At 61.8% G+C, this 19,859-nt stretch carries 16 protein-coding genes; 8 read left to right on the top strand and 8 right to left on the bottom strand.

From position 1 onward, the window contains the following. Positions 1–133: 133 nt before the first annotated feature. Both ACW7G6_RS01500 and ACW7G6_RS01495 read right to left on the bottom strand, forming a co-directional pair. The gene (locus ACW7G6_RS01500; protein ID WP_456997403.1) at positions 134–796 is read right to left on the bottom strand and encodes a DUF5666 domain-containing protein; all 663 of its coding nucleotides are present in this window, start codon (positions 794–796) and stop codon (positions 134–136) included. A gap of 92 nt (positions 797–888) precedes the next feature. Then, positions 889–1,683, bottom strand: a complete 795-nt coding sequence (locus tag ACW7G6_RS01495; protein WP_456979119.1) for a TSUP family transporter — start codon at positions 1,681–1,683, stop codon at positions 889–891. Positions 1,684–1,963: 280 nt separating this feature from the next. Here ACW7G6_RS01495 and ACW7G6_RS01490 point away from each other — a divergent pair, with 280 nt between their 5' ends. Further along, on the top strand, positions 1,964–4,480 hold the full coding sequence (locus ACW7G6_RS01490) for a protein kinase domain-containing protein (protein WP_456997402.1): 2,517 nt from the start codon (positions 1,964–1,966) through the stop codon (positions 4,478–4,480). A gap of 41 nt (positions 4,481–4,521) precedes the next feature. On the opposite strand, the gene ACW7G6_RS01485 is transcribed toward ACW7G6_RS01490, so the two are convergent. The 3 genes from ACW7G6_RS01485 to ACW7G6_RS01475 form a co-directional block, all read right to left on the bottom strand. Further along, the gene (locus ACW7G6_RS01485; protein ID WP_456979117.1) at positions 4,522–5,112 is read right to left on the bottom strand and encodes an NADPH-dependent FMN reductase; all 591 of its coding nucleotides are present in this window, start codon (positions 5,110–5,112) and stop codon (positions 4,522–4,524) included. 217 nt (positions 5,113–5,329) lie between these two features. Continuing rightward, on the bottom strand, positions 5,330–5,941 hold the full coding sequence (locus tag ACW7G6_RS01480) for a DUF6151 family protein (protein WP_456997401.1): 612 nt from the start codon (positions 5,939–5,941) through the stop codon (positions 5,330–5,332). Positions 5,942–6,065: 124 nt separating this feature from the next. Beyond that, positions 6,066–6,905, bottom strand: a complete 840-nt coding sequence (locus ACW7G6_RS01475; RefSeq protein WP_456997400.1) for a DUF5694 domain-containing protein — start codon at positions 6,903–6,905, stop codon at positions 6,066–6,068. 278 nt (positions 6,906–7,183) lie between these two features. Between ACW7G6_RS01475 and ACW7G6_RS01470 the strand changes: the two genes are divergently transcribed. The 6 genes from ACW7G6_RS01470 to ACW7G6_RS01445 all read left to right on the top strand — a co-directional run bounded on the left by ACW7G6_RS01470 (position 7,184) and on the right by ACW7G6_RS01445 (position 15,855). Next, a complete protein-coding gene (locus ACW7G6_RS01470; protein WP_456997399.1) occupies positions 7,184–9,763 on the top strand; it encodes a Z1 domain-containing protein in 2,580 nt (859 codons plus the stop codon). Next, the gene (locus tag ACW7G6_RS01465) at positions 9,760–10,755 is read left to right on the top strand and encodes a PD-(D/E)XK motif protein (protein ID WP_456997398.1); all 996 of its coding nucleotides are present in this window, start codon (positions 9,760–9,762) and stop codon (positions 10,753–10,755) included. The genes ACW7G6_RS01470 and ACW7G6_RS01465 overlap by 4 nt, the downstream gene beginning before the upstream one ends. Beyond that, positions 10,752–12,599, top strand: coding sequence for a hypothetical protein (locus tag ACW7G6_RS01460; RefSeq protein ID WP_456997397.1), 1,848 nt, complete (start codon positions 10,752–10,754; stop codon positions 12,597–12,599). The genes ACW7G6_RS01465 and ACW7G6_RS01460 overlap by 4 nt, the downstream gene beginning before the upstream one ends. Then, entirely contained in the window at positions 12,596–13,501 is a 906-nt protein-coding gene (locus ACW7G6_RS01455; protein WP_456997396.1) for a hypothetical protein, read from the top strand. Before ACW7G6_RS01460 ends, ACW7G6_RS01455 begins: the two co-directional genes overlap by 4 nt. Then, entirely contained in the window at positions 13,498–14,274 is a 777-nt protein-coding gene (locus tag ACW7G6_RS01450; protein ID WP_456997395.1) for a hypothetical protein, read from the top strand. The genes ACW7G6_RS01455 and ACW7G6_RS01450 overlap by 4 nt, the downstream gene beginning before the upstream one ends. Before the next feature lie 72 nt (positions 14,275–14,346). Beyond that, on the top strand, positions 14,347–15,855 hold the full coding sequence (locus ACW7G6_RS01445; protein WP_456997394.1) for a DNA cytosine methyltransferase: 1,509 nt from the start codon (positions 14,347–14,349) through the stop codon (positions 15,853–15,855). Here the strand turns inward: ACW7G6_RS01445 and ACW7G6_RS01440 are convergent. Continuing rightward, positions 15,834–16,298, bottom strand: a complete 465-nt coding sequence (locus tag ACW7G6_RS01440) for a very short patch repair endonuclease (RefSeq protein WP_456997393.1) — start codon at positions 16,296–16,298, stop codon at positions 15,834–15,836. The genes ACW7G6_RS01445 and ACW7G6_RS01440 overlap by 22 nt on opposite strands. A 158-nt stretch (positions 16,299–16,456) precedes the next feature. Between ACW7G6_RS01440 and ACW7G6_RS01435 the strand changes: the two genes are divergently transcribed. Beyond that, on the top strand, positions 16,457–17,329 hold the full coding sequence (locus tag ACW7G6_RS01435; protein WP_456997392.1) for a DUF5677 domain-containing protein: 873 nt from the start codon (positions 16,457–16,459) through the stop codon (positions 17,327–17,329). A gap of 103 nt (positions 17,330–17,432) precedes the next feature. Here ACW7G6_RS01435 and ACW7G6_RS01430 read toward each other — a convergent pair whose 3' ends face one another. Then, positions 17,433–19,409: an AAA family ATPase gene (locus tag ACW7G6_RS01430; RefSeq protein ID WP_456997391.1), complete on the bottom strand. Its 1,977-nt coding sequence runs from the start codon at positions 19,407–19,409 to the stop codon at positions 17,433–17,435. A gap of 247 nt (positions 19,410–19,656) precedes the next feature. Then, positions 19,657–19,848: a hypothetical protein gene (locus ACW7G6_RS01425; RefSeq protein WP_456997390.1), complete on the bottom strand. Its 192-nt coding sequence runs from the start codon at positions 19,846–19,848 to the stop codon at positions 19,657–19,659. Positions 19,849–19,859 lie beyond the last annotated feature (11 nt).

Raw genomic sequence — 19,859 nt, 5'->3', positions numbered from 1 at the left:
CGGAACGGCAGTGCGGAACGTCACTGCCCCCGCGTCGCGAGGTGGGGGCTTTGAACGTTACCGGGCGTGTGTCGAAATGCGAGTGGGGTATGTGTAAAGGGCGCCATTCTGTTCGGCCTGCGCGACACGCCCATCATCGCCGGACCGAGCGCTCCACGACGATGCGCTCAGCCAGCCATTCGTTGTTGCCGATCCGCCGCGCCTCGATCCGCACCAAATCCCCGCGCTCAAGGTCCTCGGGGCGGTAGCGGCGACCCTGGTACTCGACCGTGGTGCGGCTGTCGTAACGCAGTCGCGTCGCGTTGCTGTAGCCGCCGCCGTCCAGCCCGATCAATCGCGCCCGCGGGTCGACAAAGGCAACCGGACCGCGCAGGTCCTGGCCGTAGCCGCCGCCATACCCGCCATCGCGGACATTGCGCACGACCTCGATCGAGCGCGCCAGGAGTTCGCGCCCCGACGAGGCGACATCGACCCGGATGACGTCGCCCCGCTCCAGCCCCCCCACCGGGTGCTCGCGCCCCTGGTAGAACAGGCGGGTGCGCTGGTCGTAGCGGACGTCTGTGCGCTCTGAGCGCCGGGTGCGCGGGTCGTCGACGACCAGCACGATGCGGCCGTAGCGTGTGTCGACGCCCTCCACGGTGCCCTGCAGCTGGCTGCCGTACTGCCCGGAGTAGCCCGGGTCGGGCTGTCCGTATCCACCCGGGTAGCTGTCGTAACCGCCGGGGCTCACGCAACCGGCGAGGAGCAGGACGCTGATGGACAGCACGATGGCGATGCCACGGATCACGTGGTTCATGGTGTGCTCCCGGGGAACAGAAACCCGACCGTAAGCGGGGCCGCCTGAACGCGGCCAGATCGCGAAGTTAAACTCACCCGTTTTTGGCGAAGTCAACCTGACCCCGTTTTTGCCATCACCCACGCCGTCAACGGATTCGCCGGATCCGCCAGCAACTTGACCGTCAACGCCAACGCCATCACCACCAGCAGCGGCCGGATCACCTTGCCGCCGACGCGCAGCGCCAGGCGCGCGCCGACCTGCCCGCCAGCGACGCTCGACACCGCCATCAGCAAGCCGATCGCCCACAGCACGTGGCCACCGATCGTCAGCGTGATCAACGCCGCGATGTTGCTGGACAGGTTGAGGAACTTGGTATGCGCGGTGGCGGAGACCAGCCCCATGCCGAACAGCGCGACCAACGCGGTGGCCAGGAACGACCCCGCACCCGGGCCGAAGAAGCCATCGTAAAAACCGATCGCCGTGGCGAGCCCGACCAGCGCGCCGGTGCCGAACCGACTGTGGCGGTCCTCTTCCGAAGCCTTCGGCGCAACGGTGAAGTAGATCACCATCAGGATCAGCAGCACCGGGATCAGCCCGGCCAGAAACGCGGGGTCGATGCGCTGTAGCGTCCACGCGCCCAGCGTCGAGCCGACAAATGCACCGATCGCCGGCTTGGCGAAGCGCTTGAAGTCGATCCGCCCCTTGCGCGCGAATGCATGCACCGCGCTCGCGGTGCCGAAGGTGCTCTGCAGCTTGTTGGTGGCGATCGCCTGGATCGGCGGCACGCCGGCCGCCATCAGCGCCGGGATGGTCAGCAACCCGCCGCCGCCCGCGATCGCGTCGATGACGCCTGCGATGAAGGCAACGCCCATCAGCAGGGCGATGGCCTCGATTCCAAATTCCATGGGGGATCCACTCTGGTGAGCCGACCCCTTTACGCCGAGGTATCGACATCTTCAACGGCGCTCGGCAAGCGCCCTGGGGAGTTTAACCGGGGCGCGCGACCCCCGTCAGCGGGCTCGGAACCCGACAGACGATATCGCCGACTTGGACGCTGTCCACCCCGAACGCACTGCTGTAGTCGGTGGGTGTCACGGTTGAAGCGGGTGGGAAGGCTCGCAACCGATTCCCTATACTCGGGCCACGATCGTGGCAGGGGAAGGTGTGGAGAGGCGTCAGCTCTACTTGCGGGCCAAGGCTATCGTGGCGGCGGCCGACACGCTGCCGGACACTGCCCGCGCGGCGTTCGTCGCCGTGGAGTGCGGCGACGACGAGGCCCTGCGGACGGAGGTCACATGGTTGCAGCGCCCGCTGGACGAGCCGGATGCGCCGGAAGCGTCCGGACGGAATGTGTCGGGGCGGGAGGCGCCCGACCTGAGCGGCGCGCAGGTGGAGGCGGCGGCGGGCAGCGACTACCGCGTGCTGCGGCAGTTGGGGCGCGGCGGCATGGGCGTGGTGTACCTGGCCGAGCGCCGGTTCGGCGACGGGCTGCAGCGTGTCGCGCTCAAGCTGCTGGATGCCGAGGCCTGGCCAGAAGAGGACGCGTCACGGCGCCTGGCCTCGGAAGCGCGCATCCTGGCCGGTCTCTCGCATCCCAACATCGCCGGTCTGCTGGATGCAGGACGGATGCGCGATGGTCAGCCGTTCCTGGCCATGGAGTACGTGGAGGGCGAGCGCATCGACCGCTGGTGCGCAGCGCGCACGCTGTCGCTGCAGGCGCGGATCCGGCTGTTCCTGAAGGTCTGCGCGGCCGTGCAGTACGCGCATCGGCACCTGGTGATCCACCGCGACCTCAAGCCCGCCAATATCCTGGTCGACGCCGACGGCGAGCCCAAGCTGCTGGACTTCGGCATCGCGCGCCTGCTGGGCGATGGCGCCGCCGCGCGCACCGAAACCGGGCAGCATGCGCTGACCCTGGCCTATGCCAGCCCCGAGCAGATCCGCAACCAGACCCTGAGCACCGCGAGCGATGTCTGGCAGCTCGGCGTGGTGCTGTACGAACTGGTCAGCGGCGTACGCCCGTTCCCGCAGTCGGAGTCGCCGCTGACCCTCACGCACGCGATCCTGAGCGGCGAGGTGCCACCGCCGAGCCGGGCCCGCTCCGCGGGAGCCGCCACCGCGCGGCCCGGCGCGGAGCGGCGGCTGAAGATTCCCGCCGACATCGACGCCATCGTGTTGAAGGCGATGCGGGCCGCGCCGGGCGAACGTTACGCAGGTGTTGCCGACCTGGCCATCGACCTCCAGCGCCACCTCGACTCGCGCCCGGTGCTGGCCCGGCGCGGGCAGTGGTGGTATCGCGCGCGGCGTTTCGTCCACCGCTATCGCAGCGGCGTCGCGGTGGCCGTGGTGATCGCCGCGCTCCTGGCCGGCTTCGCGGTCGAGCGCGAAGCGCAGCTGCGGCAGACGCAGCTCGAGCGCGACAAGGCGCAGGCGCTGGCGGACTTCATGCGCGGGCTGTTCGAGGATGCCGACCCCTCCCGCACCCGCGGCAACCGCCTCACCGTGGCCCAGGCGCTGGAGCTGGGCGTGGAGCGCTTGCGAGACGGCGGCGCCCTGGCGCCGGAGGTCAGGGCGGCACTGCTGCTGTCGGTCGGCCGAGGCTACACCGCGCTGGACATGGGAGACCGTGCCATCCCGCTCCTGCGCGAGGCCGATGCGCTGTTGCAGCGGACCGGAGCGCCGCCCATCGAGCGCGGCCGGACCAAGGCCGCGCTCCGGCGGGCATACTCGATGGCGCTGGATACCGCATCGGCAACGGTCGCCGGCCACGAGGCGATCGCTCTGCTGGAGCAGGCGCCGGACGCGGACCCCGACGAGATCCTGCGGGTCCGGATCAACCTGCTGTTCGACCATCTCACCGTGGGCGACCGGCCGCTCGACGGCCTGGTCGCCGAACTGGAGTCGATCGTCGATGGCCTGCAATCGCGGGATGACGCCCAGCCCGAACTGCTCATCCAGGGGCTGGCGGCACTGGCCATGGCGCACACTGCCGCCGGCAGCGATGGCGTCGCCGCCGGGCATGCCGATCGCGCGCTGTCGATCGCGCGGAGGCTTTACGGCGCGGACGATCCCGCCCTCCTCTACTACCGCTTCACCGCCGCCCTGGCGCGGGTGCGCAGCGATCCGGCCGCAGCGGTACAGGCGTACCGCCACCAGATCGCCGACTACGAGCGGATGAACGATGGCCCCACGCCCGGCCTGGGCGCGATGCTGGCCTACCTGGGCTGGACGTTGGAGCGCATGGGCCGGCACCAGGAGTCGGTGGCGGCGCTTCGACGCGCCGAAGCGGTTTCCGGCCGGTTCGCCGGGGTGTCGCCGGACTTCCACCTGCATGTCCTGTCCGGGCTTGCGGCGCAGTATCATCGCCTCGGCCTCGACGACGAGGCGGTGTCGCTGCTGCAGCCGCGGCTTGCCCGGATGGCCGAGCGTGCGCACGCCGGGACGTCGTGGGTTGTCAACAGCCGCATCCGGGGTCTGAATGTGCTGGGCGGGGTGGCGCTGCGTCGAGGCGACGGCGAAGAGGCGGTGCGTCATTTCCTTCTGGCCCTGGAGGCAGCCGAACGCCACCCGGACCTGGCACAGGCGAGTTTGCGCGCGGCCAGCCTCGCGGGCATGTGCTCGGCCGACGGCGAAAAGGGGGAGGCATGCTCCGACACCCGGCCCCCGCATCGTCCTCGCAAGGCCGCTTCCACAGATAAGTGAACCTGACCCCGTTCCCCCGACCCCGTTCCCCCCCCGTTTCCCTAATACGGCGGCGCCCGACGCACCTTCTGCAAACGCGCGGCCTCGGCCCACCACGTCAGATCATCCGCGAAGCGGGCAAAGCTGCGTTCGAGCGACTTGCCGGCCGCTTCCAGAGGTTGGCCCTGGTCGTCCAGGGTCTTTGCAATCGGCCCGGCCTCCACCGTGCTGGAGATCACCACCATGCCCATTTCCGACAGGGTGCCGTGCCAGGCGGCATTCGCGCGCGCACCGCCCAGGCGCCCGGCTGAATAGCTGACGATACCGGCGGGACGCCAGAACCACTCCTCCAGGAAGTGGTCGGTCAGGTTCTTCAGGCCCGGCTGCATACCCCAGTTGTACTCGCCGGTGACGAACACGAAGCCATCGGCACCGCGGATCTTGCCGGCCAGCGCTTCCATTGCCTCCGGTGCCTGGCCCTCCGGATACTCCTTGTACATGCGGTCCAGCATCGGCAGGCCGACCGCCCTGGCATCGATCAACTCCGCGTCGATGCCGCGCGCCTGAAGCGTGCGCACGCAATAGTCGGCCAGACGGATGCCCATGCGGTCGGAACGATAGGAACCGTAGAACACCAGGATGCGTTGGGACATGACCTTGTCTTCGAGGGGAACGGTGTCTGCGCTGGATCATCGCATTTCGGGCGCCACGCCCCAGCGCAGCGCTGCCCAATGCCTGGTCGGGTACGGATTGTGAGGAGTCGGGTCGGCCAGCACATTCCCGCCGGGATCGACCTGACCAAGGTCCTGACCGGAGGCGGCGTGGACGGTGCCGGCGACGAGGTTCCCTTCACCAGCTACGGTCGCCTCGCTAATCGAGAAGTGAACCTGACCCCGTTTTAGACTTGGCGCGCTCCTGCCGCGTCAGCACCCGCGGCTCGGCCAAGGGCCGGGATGTTGCCGGATCGAAGAACGGGTTGTCACGATGGCGACCGCTCAACTTCGCCCGCAGCACGCCCCACATGATCCGCACGATGCCGAAGGCGGCCCGCACCGGTGTGGCTGCGACCTCGCCACGCGCGGAAGCCGTATTCAAGGCGATGCGCGGCGACCCGATCGCGGCATCCAGCACGTCGGGCGCCACGTCCATGCAACGGGCCAGCACCCCGACATACGGCAGCTTCGGATCCCGCGCCGTGTTGCCGATGGGCGTGTTGCAGCAGGCCGAATGCCAGCGCAGCAGGCCCTTGGGACTCAACGACAGGCAGGCCACCTGCCCGATGCCCGCAGTGAAGCGCAGTCCGTCGGGTGCCATGGCGACGATGTCGGTGCCACCGTTCGGATCCAGCACCTCTTGCTCGCTGCCGAGCGCGCGGGCGAAGGCCTGGCAATCGCGGCAATAGCAGACGGCGCGGGCGTAGACAGCGCCGGGCTCGATCTCGCCCTGAACCGTGCCGCAGCGGCAATGGAAGGGAATGGCCATGGGGAGTCTCCGTGCGAACCTCCCCGGATTCTCAAGCTGCAATCCGCTTGGCACAAGTGAGCACCGGTTCGGTTCATCCCCGGATGTGATCTCTCGGCAGGTTGTTCATCCGTGCAGAACGGGGTCAGGGCACCAAATAACCGCTCACATCCTCCGATGGCCGTTGGCTGTCTATTGCGAGCAGATCCTTCAAGATCGCTGTGTGCCCTGACCCCGCCACCACGAGCACGCGATGGCCCGGAGTCGCGGCTTTCTGCACGTTGGCATACATGCGGAAATTACGGTGCCACCAGCTGGCCGAAGCATCGGCACCGGCGAAGCTGCCACCCGCATCGACAGCGTTGGTGCGGATGTACAGGTCCTTGTTCTCACGATCTCGCTCCGCATCATTGCTCAGCTGCAGCAATTGCGGCAGGGACAATGTGGACTGCTCGCGGCCCGAGCGCTCGGACAGCGATTTGTACATCGCATCCATCGACGCCTGCATCTGGGGATCGTTCGCCTTGATGTAGTTGAACATCGGCTCCGCATCCCAGCCGACATTCCCCTCGTCAAAGCACGTGATTTTGTCGACCCTGGCGGCTTTCGCCACCTTGAACCCGATCTGGTAGATCTCGTTGGACTTGAGCGCGAACGTCCCCTTCTTGTATCCGTCAAAGTTCTTGTCGAACCGGGCCTGATCCGACGGGTCGCATTCAACCAGTATGTCGGTGGGCCGAAATGCCGCCAACCGTGTCGCCAGCCCGTCCAGGTAGGCCTGGTTGTCATTGGTCATCACATCGATGACTCCCGACTTGACCATGTCCCGCCCGGGGTTTGCGAAATGAAACACCCCCATCACCATCACCTTCGCGGGCTCTGGCGCTGGCGAAGACTCAGCGGCGACAGCCTGCATGGGCAGTGCGGCAACCAACAAGATCAGCGCCGCGCGTTGCAATCGGTTCGAGGTCATCTGGTGCTCCATGGTCTTTGACCAGTATTCAACGTTTCAGGCGGCGGAGGGGCCTGCGCTCAAGCTGACGTGTCAGAAGCTGTCGAACATCTGCCAGAAGTCCTACCTTTGGCTTGAACGAGAGCAAAGCGCCAACTGAAAAATGACAGCCCGCATTGCGAGGCTCCTTGAGCGAGACCGAACGAAAGCCAACGAGCCGCATGGGGCCGGCCACGCCTGGTTGACCGCTTACCCAAGTCGGAACGATGATCCGAGCACACGCATACATGACGTCCTACAGGGGGGAAGTCGTGACAACCCAGCTCAATCGATTCATACAGAGCATCGAGGACAAGCTTCCTCGACATGATTCCGTCGCAACGGCAGCTGCCGAAGTCAAGGCGGAACTCGCCGGGCTTGGGATACCCATCGAAGGTCAGCTGAAGCAGGACCTCGAGAACGCCATCAAAGAGGTGAACGCGCGCCTCGGACCTATCGAGGTGCTGCGCCGCAACTCGATCATCAAGCCTCGGGAGCAGTGGTACGACGGTCCCTCCCCAACGTCGCTGCATTGGCCGGCGGTACGCGGCTATCTGCAGAACGCCAAGGGGTGGGACAACGAGACGATCCAGTCGATCGATGACAGCTCGACGGAGATTGTCTCCTTGCTCGCGAACCCAAGGAACGCGCAATTCCGCTGTCGTGGGCTGGTCGTGGGCTACGTGCAGTCAGGCAAGACTGCAAACATGACTGCCGTGATCGCGAAGGCGGTAGATGCCGGCTACAACCTGGTCGTCCTGCTTGCAGGCGTGACCAACAAGCTGCGTGCGCAGACGCAGACGCGGATCGAAACTGACGTGGTCAAGCGCCACCGGCACAACTGGCAGCTGTACACCACTGAGGACCACGACGGCGACTTCATCGACCCGGCCAACCGGAGCTTCACGATGCCGCGCGCCGGGACGGCACAACTAGCCGTCATGAAGAAGGAAACAAACCGGCTGGAAGCATTCCGCCGCACGATTGCATCGACACCCAACGCCATCCTCGGGAAGTTGCGTGTGCTGCTGATCGATGACGAGTGCGATCAGGCCTCCGTTAATTCCGCAGCCCGCGAATTTGACATGACCAGGATCAACGAGCAGATCCGGGAAATCATCACAGCTCTTCCTGCCGTCTCGTATGTCGGGTACACGGCGACACCGTTCGCGAACGTCTTCGTCGATCCCTTCCCTTTCAACAAGGAAGTTCTGGACGACCTGTACCCGGAGGACTTCATTACCGCATTGCCGCGGCCGAAAGATTACTTCGGTGCCCGGGAAGTGTTTGGCGAGGAGCCCGACGACGCAAGTGGCGATCCAGAGACGGGTCGGAACATGATCCGCGTCATCAAGGATGATCTCGATTTCTACCGTCCGGCCCGCGCAAAGGACCGGGAGGATTTTGAACCAGTGATGGGACCGGACCTGCGGGACGCGATCCTCTGGTTCCTGGTCACCTGCGCCGTGAGGCGGTCGCGCGGCCAGCACGACAAACACATGACGATGCTGGTGCACACATCGGCCAACATCACGCCCCACCAACGAACCGCGGACCTGATCTCGCGCTGGATCACTTCGCATGGAGAGGATCTTCGCAAGCGGGTCGGGCCAAGCCATGGACGAATGCTGGAGCTGATCGCGAAGGAAACCGCATCCGGCCCGGATCCCGGCCACTTCCCTGTGGGTGCTGAACTCACGGCCCGGATCAGCGAATCACTGGATGCACTCGAAGTCGTGGTCGAAAACAGCGCCACCGACATCGATGAGCGGCTCGACTACTCGGATCCAGCCAGGACCTACATAGTGGTTGGTGGGTCGGTGCTGTCCCGCGGTCTCACCCTTGAAGGATTGGCGGTCTCGTTTTTTCTCCGCACTTCACGGCAATACGACACCCTCCTGCAGATGGGCCGATGGTTCGGGTACCGCCACGGCTACGACGACCTGCCCCGACTGTGGACGACCGCCGAGCTGGCTGCTGATTTTCGGGCCCTTGCGCAGATCGAGGAGGAAGTGCGAGAAGAGATCGCGGTCTACCACGAACGGAGCGCGACCCCCCTCGACTTCGCCGTCAGGGTGCGGAGCATTCCGGGTATGGCCATCACCGCTGCATCCAAGATGAGGCACGCATACCGGACAAGCATCAGCTTCGATGGCCGCCACATCCAGACCATCCGCTTTGAGCATCAGGATCTGGACGTCGTAACGGGCAACTGGAAGGCTGCGGGGCAACTGGTTACCGATGCGGCTGCACACCGTGAACCCGGCACTTGCCTCTTCAGGGGAGTGCCTGTCTCGCTGGTCCGGCAGTTCCTGAAGGAGTACCGCATCTGCACCGCCCACATGGACCTGAAGGAGGACCTGCTCCTGGGTTACCTGGACGCCGCCGAGCAAAAACTTTCGAAGTGGAACATCGCCGTGGTCACGGCATCCGACGCACCGATGTCGGAACGGCCGCTCGGTGCGCTGGGTCCAGTTGGGACGGTCCGCCGCGCGCAACTCAAGGACACGGGGACCGATTTTGCGGACATCAAGGCCCTGATGTCCAAGCGCGACATCCTGGTGGATACCGAAGACCAGTCCTTCGAAAAACATGAAAAGTGGGACGTCCTGAAAACCCGACGCCCGTCCGTGCCCTTGCTGCTCTTGTATCCCATCAACAAGATTTCTTCCCCGCGGCCCGGCAGCAAGACCCGTTGTGCACTTGACGCGGTGGGCGACCTACTTGGTTTCGGCATCGTGTTCCCTGGCGTGAGGGACCGGTCGGGCAACTACTTCGAAGTCCGGCTGGACGCTCCATCCTCCGAGGAGATCGAGGTCGAAGAGGCGGCGTACAGCGGGGAGCCCCAGTGACCTCTAGCCACCCTGCCCCTTTATGGGGGCGACTCAGGGCCAGAGTCCGCGATGATGGCGACGAAGTCTCAACACTTGTCAGCCCAGTCGACAGTGGATACGGACGTGTCCGATACGCGCTGGGCGCATACGGGGAGCCTCGTCTTCTGGTGCCCTGCTCTTCCACCATCCGCTTGGCCGCGCAGGAGGCACAGAACCTCAGCTTGGAGCTGGTGAGGCTGACGATTGAAGGCAATTCGGGGATCTTCATTGACCTGACCTGCGTGGACGGCCGCTTGGAGTCCGTCTTTGCGGAGCTTGCGAGCGAGATCCTAAAGCGATTGCAGGCAGGAGCCTCTCCTTCCATCGCAGTAACAGGTGGCATCCGGGATTTCCGTGACCTGCTCAGCCAGGCACATCCAAATGACGTGTCCGACGAGGTCATCGCTGGACTCGTCGGGGAGTTGTTCGTGCTGTCACGCCTGTGCAACGAGGACGTCGACGCACTGCATGCCTGGACAGGCCCGGATGCGGAACGTCACGACTTCCGTCGCGCACGACACGCAATCGAGGTTAAGACGTCGCTGCGAGCGGATCGGAAGGTAGTTTCGATCCACGGCATCGAGCAGCTTTCCGCGCCATCCGACGGAACCTTGGTGTTGTTCCATGTCCGCATCGAGCGGACCGCCAGTGGCCTTCTGTCGGTAGGGAAACTGGTGGACGATCTAATCGCGCTCGGAATTCACGAGCCCACTCTAAGGACCCGTCTCGGCGAGCTCGGATGCCATGACCATCATGCAAACGAGTGGAACCGACGGTCTTTCAACCTGGAAGGCGTCAGCGCGTACAACGTCGGCCCCGGATTTCCGGCCATCACGCGGGAAGCGTTCGCCGCCGGCAAGCCGCCGTCTGGATTAACAAACATTGCGTACGACGTCGACCTTCAATTCGCGGCTGCGTTCGAGCTTGATGACGATGGAGTCGACGGTGTGATCGAAAGGTTCCTTGCATGAGCGAGCCCCTTCAACTGTTCAGTGAGCCCTTCGCCGCAACCGGAAATATGCATGGCGAAGGCTTTCGCCGGCTTCTCGGTAGACCGGATCTCAGCCTCGTTCAAACCGTCATCCGTGAATCTCTGCAAAATTGCGTGGATGCTGCGCTCGGGGATCAACCCACGGAGGTGCTCCTGAGACTCCGTACCCTTGCTCCAGCCGAGCGCGAGGCGCTACGTGAGCTGGCGTTCTCGTCGCTCCCAGGGGCCGGAAGTTCACGCGAGGCCTTCGAGCAAGTCCTCGCAAAGACCGACATTCGGCTATTTGAGATCTGCGACTTCAATGCCGTCGGCTTGGCCGGCCCGACCCGCGCGGATGTGCCGGACGTCGGCAACGAACCGCACAACTTCGTCAACTTCCTGCGCAACGTCGGTGCCAGCCGCGACACCCACCAGGGCGGGGGGACCTATGGCTATGGAAAAACGTCCCTCTATGCGCTCAGTTCATGCGCCACGATCCTGACAGACAGCCTTACGACCAGTGGAGGACTCCCTGTCCGCAGGATGATGGGATGCCACTTGGGCGAGGCATTCGACGCACTCGACGACTCGGGAAATCGGCGCCGCTTTACCGGCCGCCACTGGTGGGGCGGCCCAATTGTCGATGGCAACCTTGAGCCCGCGACCGGCGACCACGCCGTCTCCGTTGCCGAGGCCATCGGACTGCCTGTGCGCCCGCTGGGACGGTCAGGCACCACGGTGGCGATCCTGGATCCGTTGTTCGAGTCCGAAACACTGGACGAGATCACAGATGAGCTGATCGAGACCGTGCTCTGGAATTTCTGGCCACGGATGACCCGGTCAACACCCTCCCACCGGCGCCTCGCCATTACGCTCGAGGTGGACGGAACGGAGGTGCAGATCCCGGCCCCCGAAGATTTTCCGCCACTCGACCTTTTCAGTCGTGCACTGGACCTCCAACGGGCGGGAGAGCAACAACAATCCATCATGTCCCGCAACCCCGCCAAGTTTCTGGGCAATCTTGTCGTCAGCAAGGGGATGTCGGCGCAGCGCATTGGCTCTGCCATGCGGAGCGACAGTGCAATACCTTCCCCGGCATCCCATATCGCGCTGATGAGACCCGTGGAGCTTGTGGTCAAGTATCTCCCCGGAGACTCCTTCGCCGATCCGCGCTACGAGTGGGCAGGCGTTTTCATCTGCTCTGACGACGACGAGGTGGAAGCCGCGTTCGCGGATGCGGAGCCTCCCGCACACGACGACTGGATCCCTTCCAACCTTCCGAAAGGCCGCCCCAGGACCTTCGTCAACGTTGCTCTGACCCGGCTCAAGGAAGCGGCCCGCTTGGTGACGCAGTCGGAGCGTGCTGCCGTTACGGGCAGCGAATCCGGACCGTCGCTGGCCCCTACCGCCGCCGTCATGGGACGCCTGCTTGCAGGAAGTTCCGGCCGCGGTCCCGGACGCGTGTCACGTTCCCGACGCCCCCCATCTACGCGCAAGGGTGTAAGCATCACCCGGCCAGAATTTGTCGCGCTGGAGCTTGGCGAGGACGATCACCGCATCGCCCGGTTTGAATCCGAACTCAAGAACGATGGCACCTATCCCAGACTCCGCGTGGTTGTGGAACCGCACCTGGTTGCCGACGGCGGACGCGCAGATGCCGGTGACCTGCCCAATGAGTACCAGGTAGCGCTGGTAGAACTCTCACTCCCGTCAGCAGGGTTGGCTACCGCCAGCCCAATGCTTTCGGTTGGACAGCACTCAGGAACGATCACGATTGCAGTGCGTGCTCCAACAGATGCTGCGGCAGGCGTCAGGGCACGGCTTGAATGGGATGAGGGGCAATGAGCAACGTCGCACTACCGTTCCTTGTCCTGTCTGATTCCGCCGTGATCCACGAGTTGCTGATCGGGCCTTCCGGATCGCCGCTGATGCCGGCGGGAGATGCCCTTCAAGGGTGGGATTACGCCCAGGCTGTCGACGTTCTGGCACATGCGTCAGTGGACATGACCTTGGCGTCGGAATCACTTGGCATTCCCTTGCCCGAGCTTCGCCTTTGTGCAGTGCTCCACGCTGGAACAGGGGCGGGGTCCTTGCCGCGGCGTTCTTGGGAGCTCGCGCGGTGCGAAATTTCTGGCACGGATGGGGCAATCAGCCTTGCCGGCAACATCGACGGGAACCTTCTGTCAGGGCGAATGAGGCTGGATCTGCAGATAGTACTCGCGGCGCCGCCCACCACGGCAAGCCCGCTTTCACCTTCGCTTCCTGGCTCGCGACTGTGGTCAAGCCAGCAGGACATATTGCTCGAGGATGGCGGCGACTCCCGATTCCCGATTGAACTGACCAGCTTCTCCCACACCTTCGCCGGACAACTCCACTCCTATGCCCCCTGGTACGTGGACTGGAGTCCCCACGCCCTGGAAGCGGACTTCGGAGGAACTGTGCGCGTTTACATCAACTCCGACCTTGAGACCGTTGCGGAGCGGTTCGTCGCCGGAGACCCTCCGACGCTTCAAGCGATCGTGGCCGATGTGATGACCCAGATGATCAGCACAACGCTCGCAGATGAAGATGCCGAAGATCTGCTCGAACGGTGCGAGGAGGGCTCCGTAGGCCACCAGGTCCGGTTCTGGCTGGACAATGCGTTCCCTGGCCACGGCCACGCATCAATCCTCGCGATCATGCAAGACCGGCCGAACGTGTTCCGGGCCACCCTGCTCGCGTTGGCAGCGGTGGGGGATTCGGCATGACCTTGCTGTTTCCGCGGCTTTCGAAATCCGGGGTTGCCAGTATCTTCGCCGCACACGCACCCAAGCCTCCCCCTGCCCTCGGTCAGGCCACCGCACTGGGCACCTACTCCGACCTCATATCCTTCGCGCCCAGTGGCGGGGCCAGGTCACCGGAAACGGCCTACAAGATTGCGGATGGCCTCCGGGAAATTGCAGAGCAGTGCGGCTATCCAAATCTGCTCTCGCGCGCGATGTTCGATCGGGAATCGGCTGTCTACCTCGCCGAGCACGCTGCCCTGCAATCGGGCGAGGCCCTGCGGAATGACGTCTGGGCGTTCATCACGACCGTTGTCGCGCCGGACCTTGTTGCCTGGCGCTTCAAGGACTTGAACAAGGAGCGCTTCGAAGGCGGTGTACGCAACGCCTTCCAGCGCCTCTGGCTCCGCAGCAAGGCGCTGGACCGCGGCAGGCATCACCCTGAACAATGGAGGCTGACGTCGTCCATGCCCGAGGATGCGGCGGTACAGATTGTGGAGCGGCCTTCCCTTGGGGGACGCCCGCGGGTCGCACTCGCCTTGGGAGAAGGCTGGCTCAGGATGATCCAGTCCGCTCCCTTGGGCGAACACGAGCAGCTGATGCGGACCGCCACCAAGATACTGCGCCTTCAGAACGAACTCGTGGATCTCATGTACCTCTCTGATGACGAGCTTTCGGGCGTTGTGGACGCCGCATTCGCGAAGGCCCGGTGCACGCTGGGTGAGCCAGCCATACGTCCCGTCTTCACTGCAGGCTGACGAGCCGGATTTCTATTGACAATCCGAAGGCGTCTGCCATCCTGGGGACCTCCTTTCTCCCCTGCTCGCTCCATGCTCATCCCCGTCGTTGACATCTTTGCTGGCCCCGGTGGATTGGGCGAAGGCTTCTCCTCGTTTATCCCTGAAGGCCGGCGCGAGCCCGCGTTCAAGATTGGCGTGTCTGCCGAAATGGAGATCAATGCGGCGCGCACATTGCGGCTTCGCGCCTTCTTCCGGCAGTTTCCACATGGCCACGCTCCCGACAGCTACTACGAGTACGTCCGTGGCCACAGGACGACCCCTTGGAGAGAAGAAACCAAAAGTGAATGGGATGCGGCGTGTCGCGAAGCACTCCAACTGACCGTGGGAACGCCGGAACACGACGCAATCTTGCGCGAGCGGGTTGCCAAAATTTCCGAAAAGGATCGTCCTTGGATACTCGTGGGTGGACCGCCCTGCCAAGCGTACTCACTCGTCGGCCGCGCACGGAACCGGGGAATCGCCGGCTATCGTCCCGAGGAGGATGAGCGCCACTTTCTCTATCGCCACTACCTTGAGCTCATCAAGAATCACCACCCGACTGCGTTCGTAATGGAGAACGTCAAGGGAATCCTTTCCTCCAAGGTCGCGGGGGAGTTGGTATTTCCGCAAATTTTGCGGGACCTCGCAGAACCCGGCGGGCCGAATGGCCCCAAGTACCGGATCATCCCCTTCGTCACCCCTGTCGTTGAGCAGGAAGACACCACGGCCCGCTTCATCCTGCGCGCTGAGGAACTCGGTGTCCCACAGGCAAGGCATAGGGTCATCCTGCTCGGTCTAAACAAGGAGCTTGGCGATCTAGCCCACCCATCCTTGGCAGCAACGCCAGCGACAACGCATGTTGAGCATGTTCTGCGGGCGCTTCCGCCACTACGAAGTGGGATAACCACCAAGGTCATCCGCAACTGGTCCCAAGACGCTGCCCGGATCTTGCGCGCGACCGCGCGCCACGCAAACAAGTTGCAATCAGAAGTGGCGCGGAAGCTTGAGGAGGCGGCAAGCCGTGTCATGGAACAGGATCCCGGCACAGGAGGACGTTGGACACCTTGGGCCGGAGACCAAGCTTCCCTGCCACAGCATCTCGCACACTGGCTGCACGATCCTCGCCTGGGTGGCCTCCTCAACCATGAGGTTCGGTCTCACATGGAAGACGACCTAAAACGCTATGCATACACCGCTGCGTTCACTGAGCTCCACGAACGATCGCCGCGGGGAGCTGATGAATTTCCCGACATCCTGCACCCGAACCACGAAAATTGGGGAAGTGGAAAATTCATAGATCGGTTCAAGGCACAAGCCTGGAACCGACCGAGCTCGACAGTTACGAGCCACCTATCAAAGGATGGTCACTACTTCATCCATCCGGATCCCAGCCAGCTAAGAAGCCTGTCCGTCCGCGAGGCCGCCCGTCTCCAGACGTTCCCGGACAACTACTTCTTCGAAGGTGCCCGCGGAGCACAGTTCCGCCAGGTAGGAAATGCCGTGCCACCCTGGATGGCACATCAACTGGCAGAAATCGTTCACTCCGTACTGTCGCGATGAGCAATCTCGGACCGAATCTCAGCTGCTGCCACGCTACTCCGAATCAACATTGACAGCTGTTGCAATGCTTCCTCAGGACAATCACGAAGGGCACACTCCCAGATCGTCAAGACACGCCAATCTTGCTCCGAAAGGAGCTTTTCGGCACGAGCATCCCTATCGCGATTGCCCTGGATCTTGGCTTTCCAGAACTCGGGACGAGTCCCCGGGAGGCGGAAATAGCGGCACTTTTGATGGCCATGCCAAAAACAGCCGTTAACAAACAAGGCAACTCGCCACTTTGGAAGAACCAAGTCGGGCCGCCCCGGTAGATCCTTACGATGCAGCCGGAAACGAAACCCGCTGGCATGAAGATAACGACGCACGATGAGCTCTGGCTGGGTGTCCTTACCCCGGATCGAGGACATCATGCGCGAACGAATTTTTGCTTCAACGTTATCCAATAGCGCATCGTCCCAAGGGAGGTCTATCAGGTTGGAGACCGCGACCGCACATCATGGTCTTGTGACACCCGCAGCGCATGCTGGCCCAACAGTTCCGAGTGTGAGCCCATGCAGACAAAATCGCAGCGCCGTCCGCGCCGCAGACAAAGGAATTCACTATGCACAACGACGAACTGTTGTTCATTCAACGCGACAGGTCGGAGCAGGCGCTTTTTCTGATGCGACAACTTCTACCTCTGATGACACCCGTAGCCACGCATCCCAGGTGGACCGCAGAGGAACAGTGGATCTTGGGGATGCTGCTAACCTCCTGTGCACGCTCCACCGAAAGTAGCCTCCTGTTGTCTGCTTATGGCCAGCTATGGGACGCGGAGGTAATTCTCCGTTCGGTCTCCGAAGGGACATTGAAATTCGCCTACATCCTGCAGGCCCATGACGATTTCAAGCAGCGCATCCACGAATACTCAGTGGATCACTTCAACATCGCCCTGCTAAAGGACGACCACAAAATTAGGGAACTACTGTCTGCTTTGGGAGATTCGGGTTCTCCCCAATTGCGGCCTCTTGCGGACAGGCTTTTGCCAGATGAGAAATTGAGCGAACTTAAGAAGTCATACGACAAAACAACGCGTCGCTCCATGGAGTCGAGATGGGGCGTTGCCGGCATACTGGATGCCTTTCGTCGGAGTGGAGATGACTCTTCCCTCAGGTTCCGCGGCCTCCTGCACAATTACTCGTTGGCAAGCCACATCCAACACGCAGATTACATCGGAATTTCCATTCCAGATGATAGAGAACGACGCTCACCGGCCGGAAGAGATGCAATGCACTTGGCGCATCTGTCACGCATCATCTCAGATGCATTCGCCTACTTCCTCATGAGGCTCACCTCAGGCTACAGGCTCATCAATGAAGATCCTGCGCCCATCCGATCTGCGTATTCCCAGATAAATGCGCTGTACGAGAAATTCGGAGACGTGTATCAAAACTGGATGGATATCGAGTATAGCGATGAGAACGAAGATTTATAATGACCCACTTCCTACACAGGTTCGGCCTCTAAAGCATAAGTCTCTGGAGTTTGAAGTTCATGAATCACCGCCTTCGCGGTAATGATGACAGTTCAGACCCTCTCTAGCGGGTGATCATAGCAGGGGGCAACTTAGCATTGACTACATTCTGCCGAGGTTTGGCCTTCCCTGATCTGCTCACTGGCCACAGCAGACTACGCACCTGTTCTATCCAAGCAGGGGGCGAATCCGACAACTCCCGCGCGCAATATAGCTCCGCGAAATCGACCTTAGCTTCGCCTGTCGCAAAAAGTCGCTCAAGCAAACGGCGATCTGAGTCGCGAAAATCCATACAACTGGCAGACACTCTAGAAGTCACGACCAGTGGATTTGCATCAAGCAAAGCGGCCAGCTCAGTCGACAGCGAGTGTTCCCTCGCTGATAGAGCTGACAGGCACTCATGGAACGATGCAGGCTCCAAGGCGTCCTCAATGGCCGTGACGGGGGCGCGCAGATAATCGTTGCCATCAACGAGCACCACATCGTCGCCCTTAAGAACCATCCTTTTGAAAAAAAGATGTTGACTATTCCTTACCTCGACCTCATTTGCCTCCGCATCCGTATCGATGAGGCATAAAACTTTCCCGTAGACCTTATAGCTATCGTCGGCCAGAGGCGCGACGAGCCGATCATAAACTCTTTTAACATCGACCACACCGCCGACGGGAAGTATACGCAATCTTTTCGATTTAACCTCAGCCTGAAAATAGTGATCTAAATAGATCTTATCTGAAAGACCTTCACAAATTATCCAAGTATATGGGTTGTCTTTCCGAACTACTGCAGCAACGATCGTTTGAACCAGGTCGTTATAACTCTTTATCGCAACATCGACTGGCAGGCTACCCTTGGATTCGCGAACCATTCCTTTTAACGACTCTCGATAGCTGCGCAAATCGATAGTAGTGATCGACAACTCCCCGTCCCGCTCACTCATCGACTGCGCCTCACCTTCCGTTGCGAGGGGTAGAAAACCGTACCAATGGGTAGTAAGCAGCACCTGCGTTTTCGGGGTGGTCAAATCGACAATGGACGCGAGTTTCGTGAACTGATCGTGGCAAGCAGAAGCATGAAGGGAAGCGTCAGGTTCGTCGACCGCCAAGACAACTCGAACGTTGCGATCGCGGCGACGACGCAGAAATGAGTACGCCACATCGATTAAAGCGCGTCGTTTCTCTCCCGCGCTCAGCCCTGAAACGGGGACATCCCCATCCTTATGCAAAACCTTTGTCGAGAAGAACGCCTCGACCACCTTAGCGGTGAGGTCACGCATTGTGAGGCTTTCCTTATAGTTATTCTTGTATGAATAAGACTCAAGATGCTCGTGAATATCCCCCAAAAAGGCACGCAGCTCCTTATTAATAGTTTTAATGGTTTTCTGTGTTATTACTTTCTGAATCTGATTCTGGATGTCCTCGTCCAACAACTTTTGAATGCTGAGCTGCTCAAGCTTGGTATACGTCAAGGGATCCGCTTCTACCGGTATGTAGAAGTAAGCATACCTTTCGAGAACGAATTGCATTAAGGGCCCCAAGGCCGCTGTGAAGTGGTCGTCGCCCTCCACATTAAGTATCCGCCGAACTTCAGCATCCCTCTCGTACGGACCGAGGAAGACACGGCTATAATCATTGTGAGCCCGCCCGAGCACTATCACATGGGCACCCGGAAACTTTTTCAACAGTTTCTGACGAACCTCTTCGAATACCTTGACTGCTGGAGAGCTACGCGCTGAATCCAACGCGGTACTAAGTTTCGTCAGCGATTCGTGGAGCGGCTCTGGAACCTCTTCGGGATCTAGCAAAAACACTGGCGCTACAAATGGAATCTTGTCGTCACCATTCAACCCGCCACCCCGTTTAGCGGTGGTATTAACGCTCCACTCACCGCCATTAAACAAGACATCCAGTGCGTCGAGAATCGTGCTTTTTCCGACTCCGTTAGGACCGATGAAAAGCGACAAGTTTGCGCCTGTTTGGCTAACCGGAACAAAATGCGTCGCCCGATATGAGCGATAGTTCCTCAAGAATAGTCCTGCGATCATCCCGTCCCCTTCAGTCCGCACTCAAATCCAAGTAAAAACTAGCCCATATCGAACTAGCCGAAATACCTATAACTTACATATTCGCCGACATTCCCCATCCACGACATACAACGCATGGCTGAACTGCCCTAGGCTACGCGTTCACCGTCGTTATCACCGCGGCGAACCTTTGCGGTCGCGGGCGGCCTCCTAGCGCCTGCAGCCCCTCCCCCGACCAGTGCATTGCAATTTGTGATGATAGACACATTTACAGCACCCGATCACGCAACGCCAGACGCTCGGGCGTGAGCGCTCCGCTCCAATAGGCCAGTTCAATCATCTCTTCAAAGAAGTCGATCTTTGCGGCAGTGCTCAACCCGACCCACGCCAACAGTTGGGCGCGCTCGGCCTCCTCAAAGGAGAGGAATGTCCGGTCATCGGTACGCTTGACGCTACTCATGGGTCATGTCG

This window comes from Lysobacter sp. A421 (assembly GCF_054052145.1).
The sequence above is the reverse complement of the archived record's forward strand: the minus strand, read 5'-3'. Positions and strand labels throughout refer to the sequence as shown.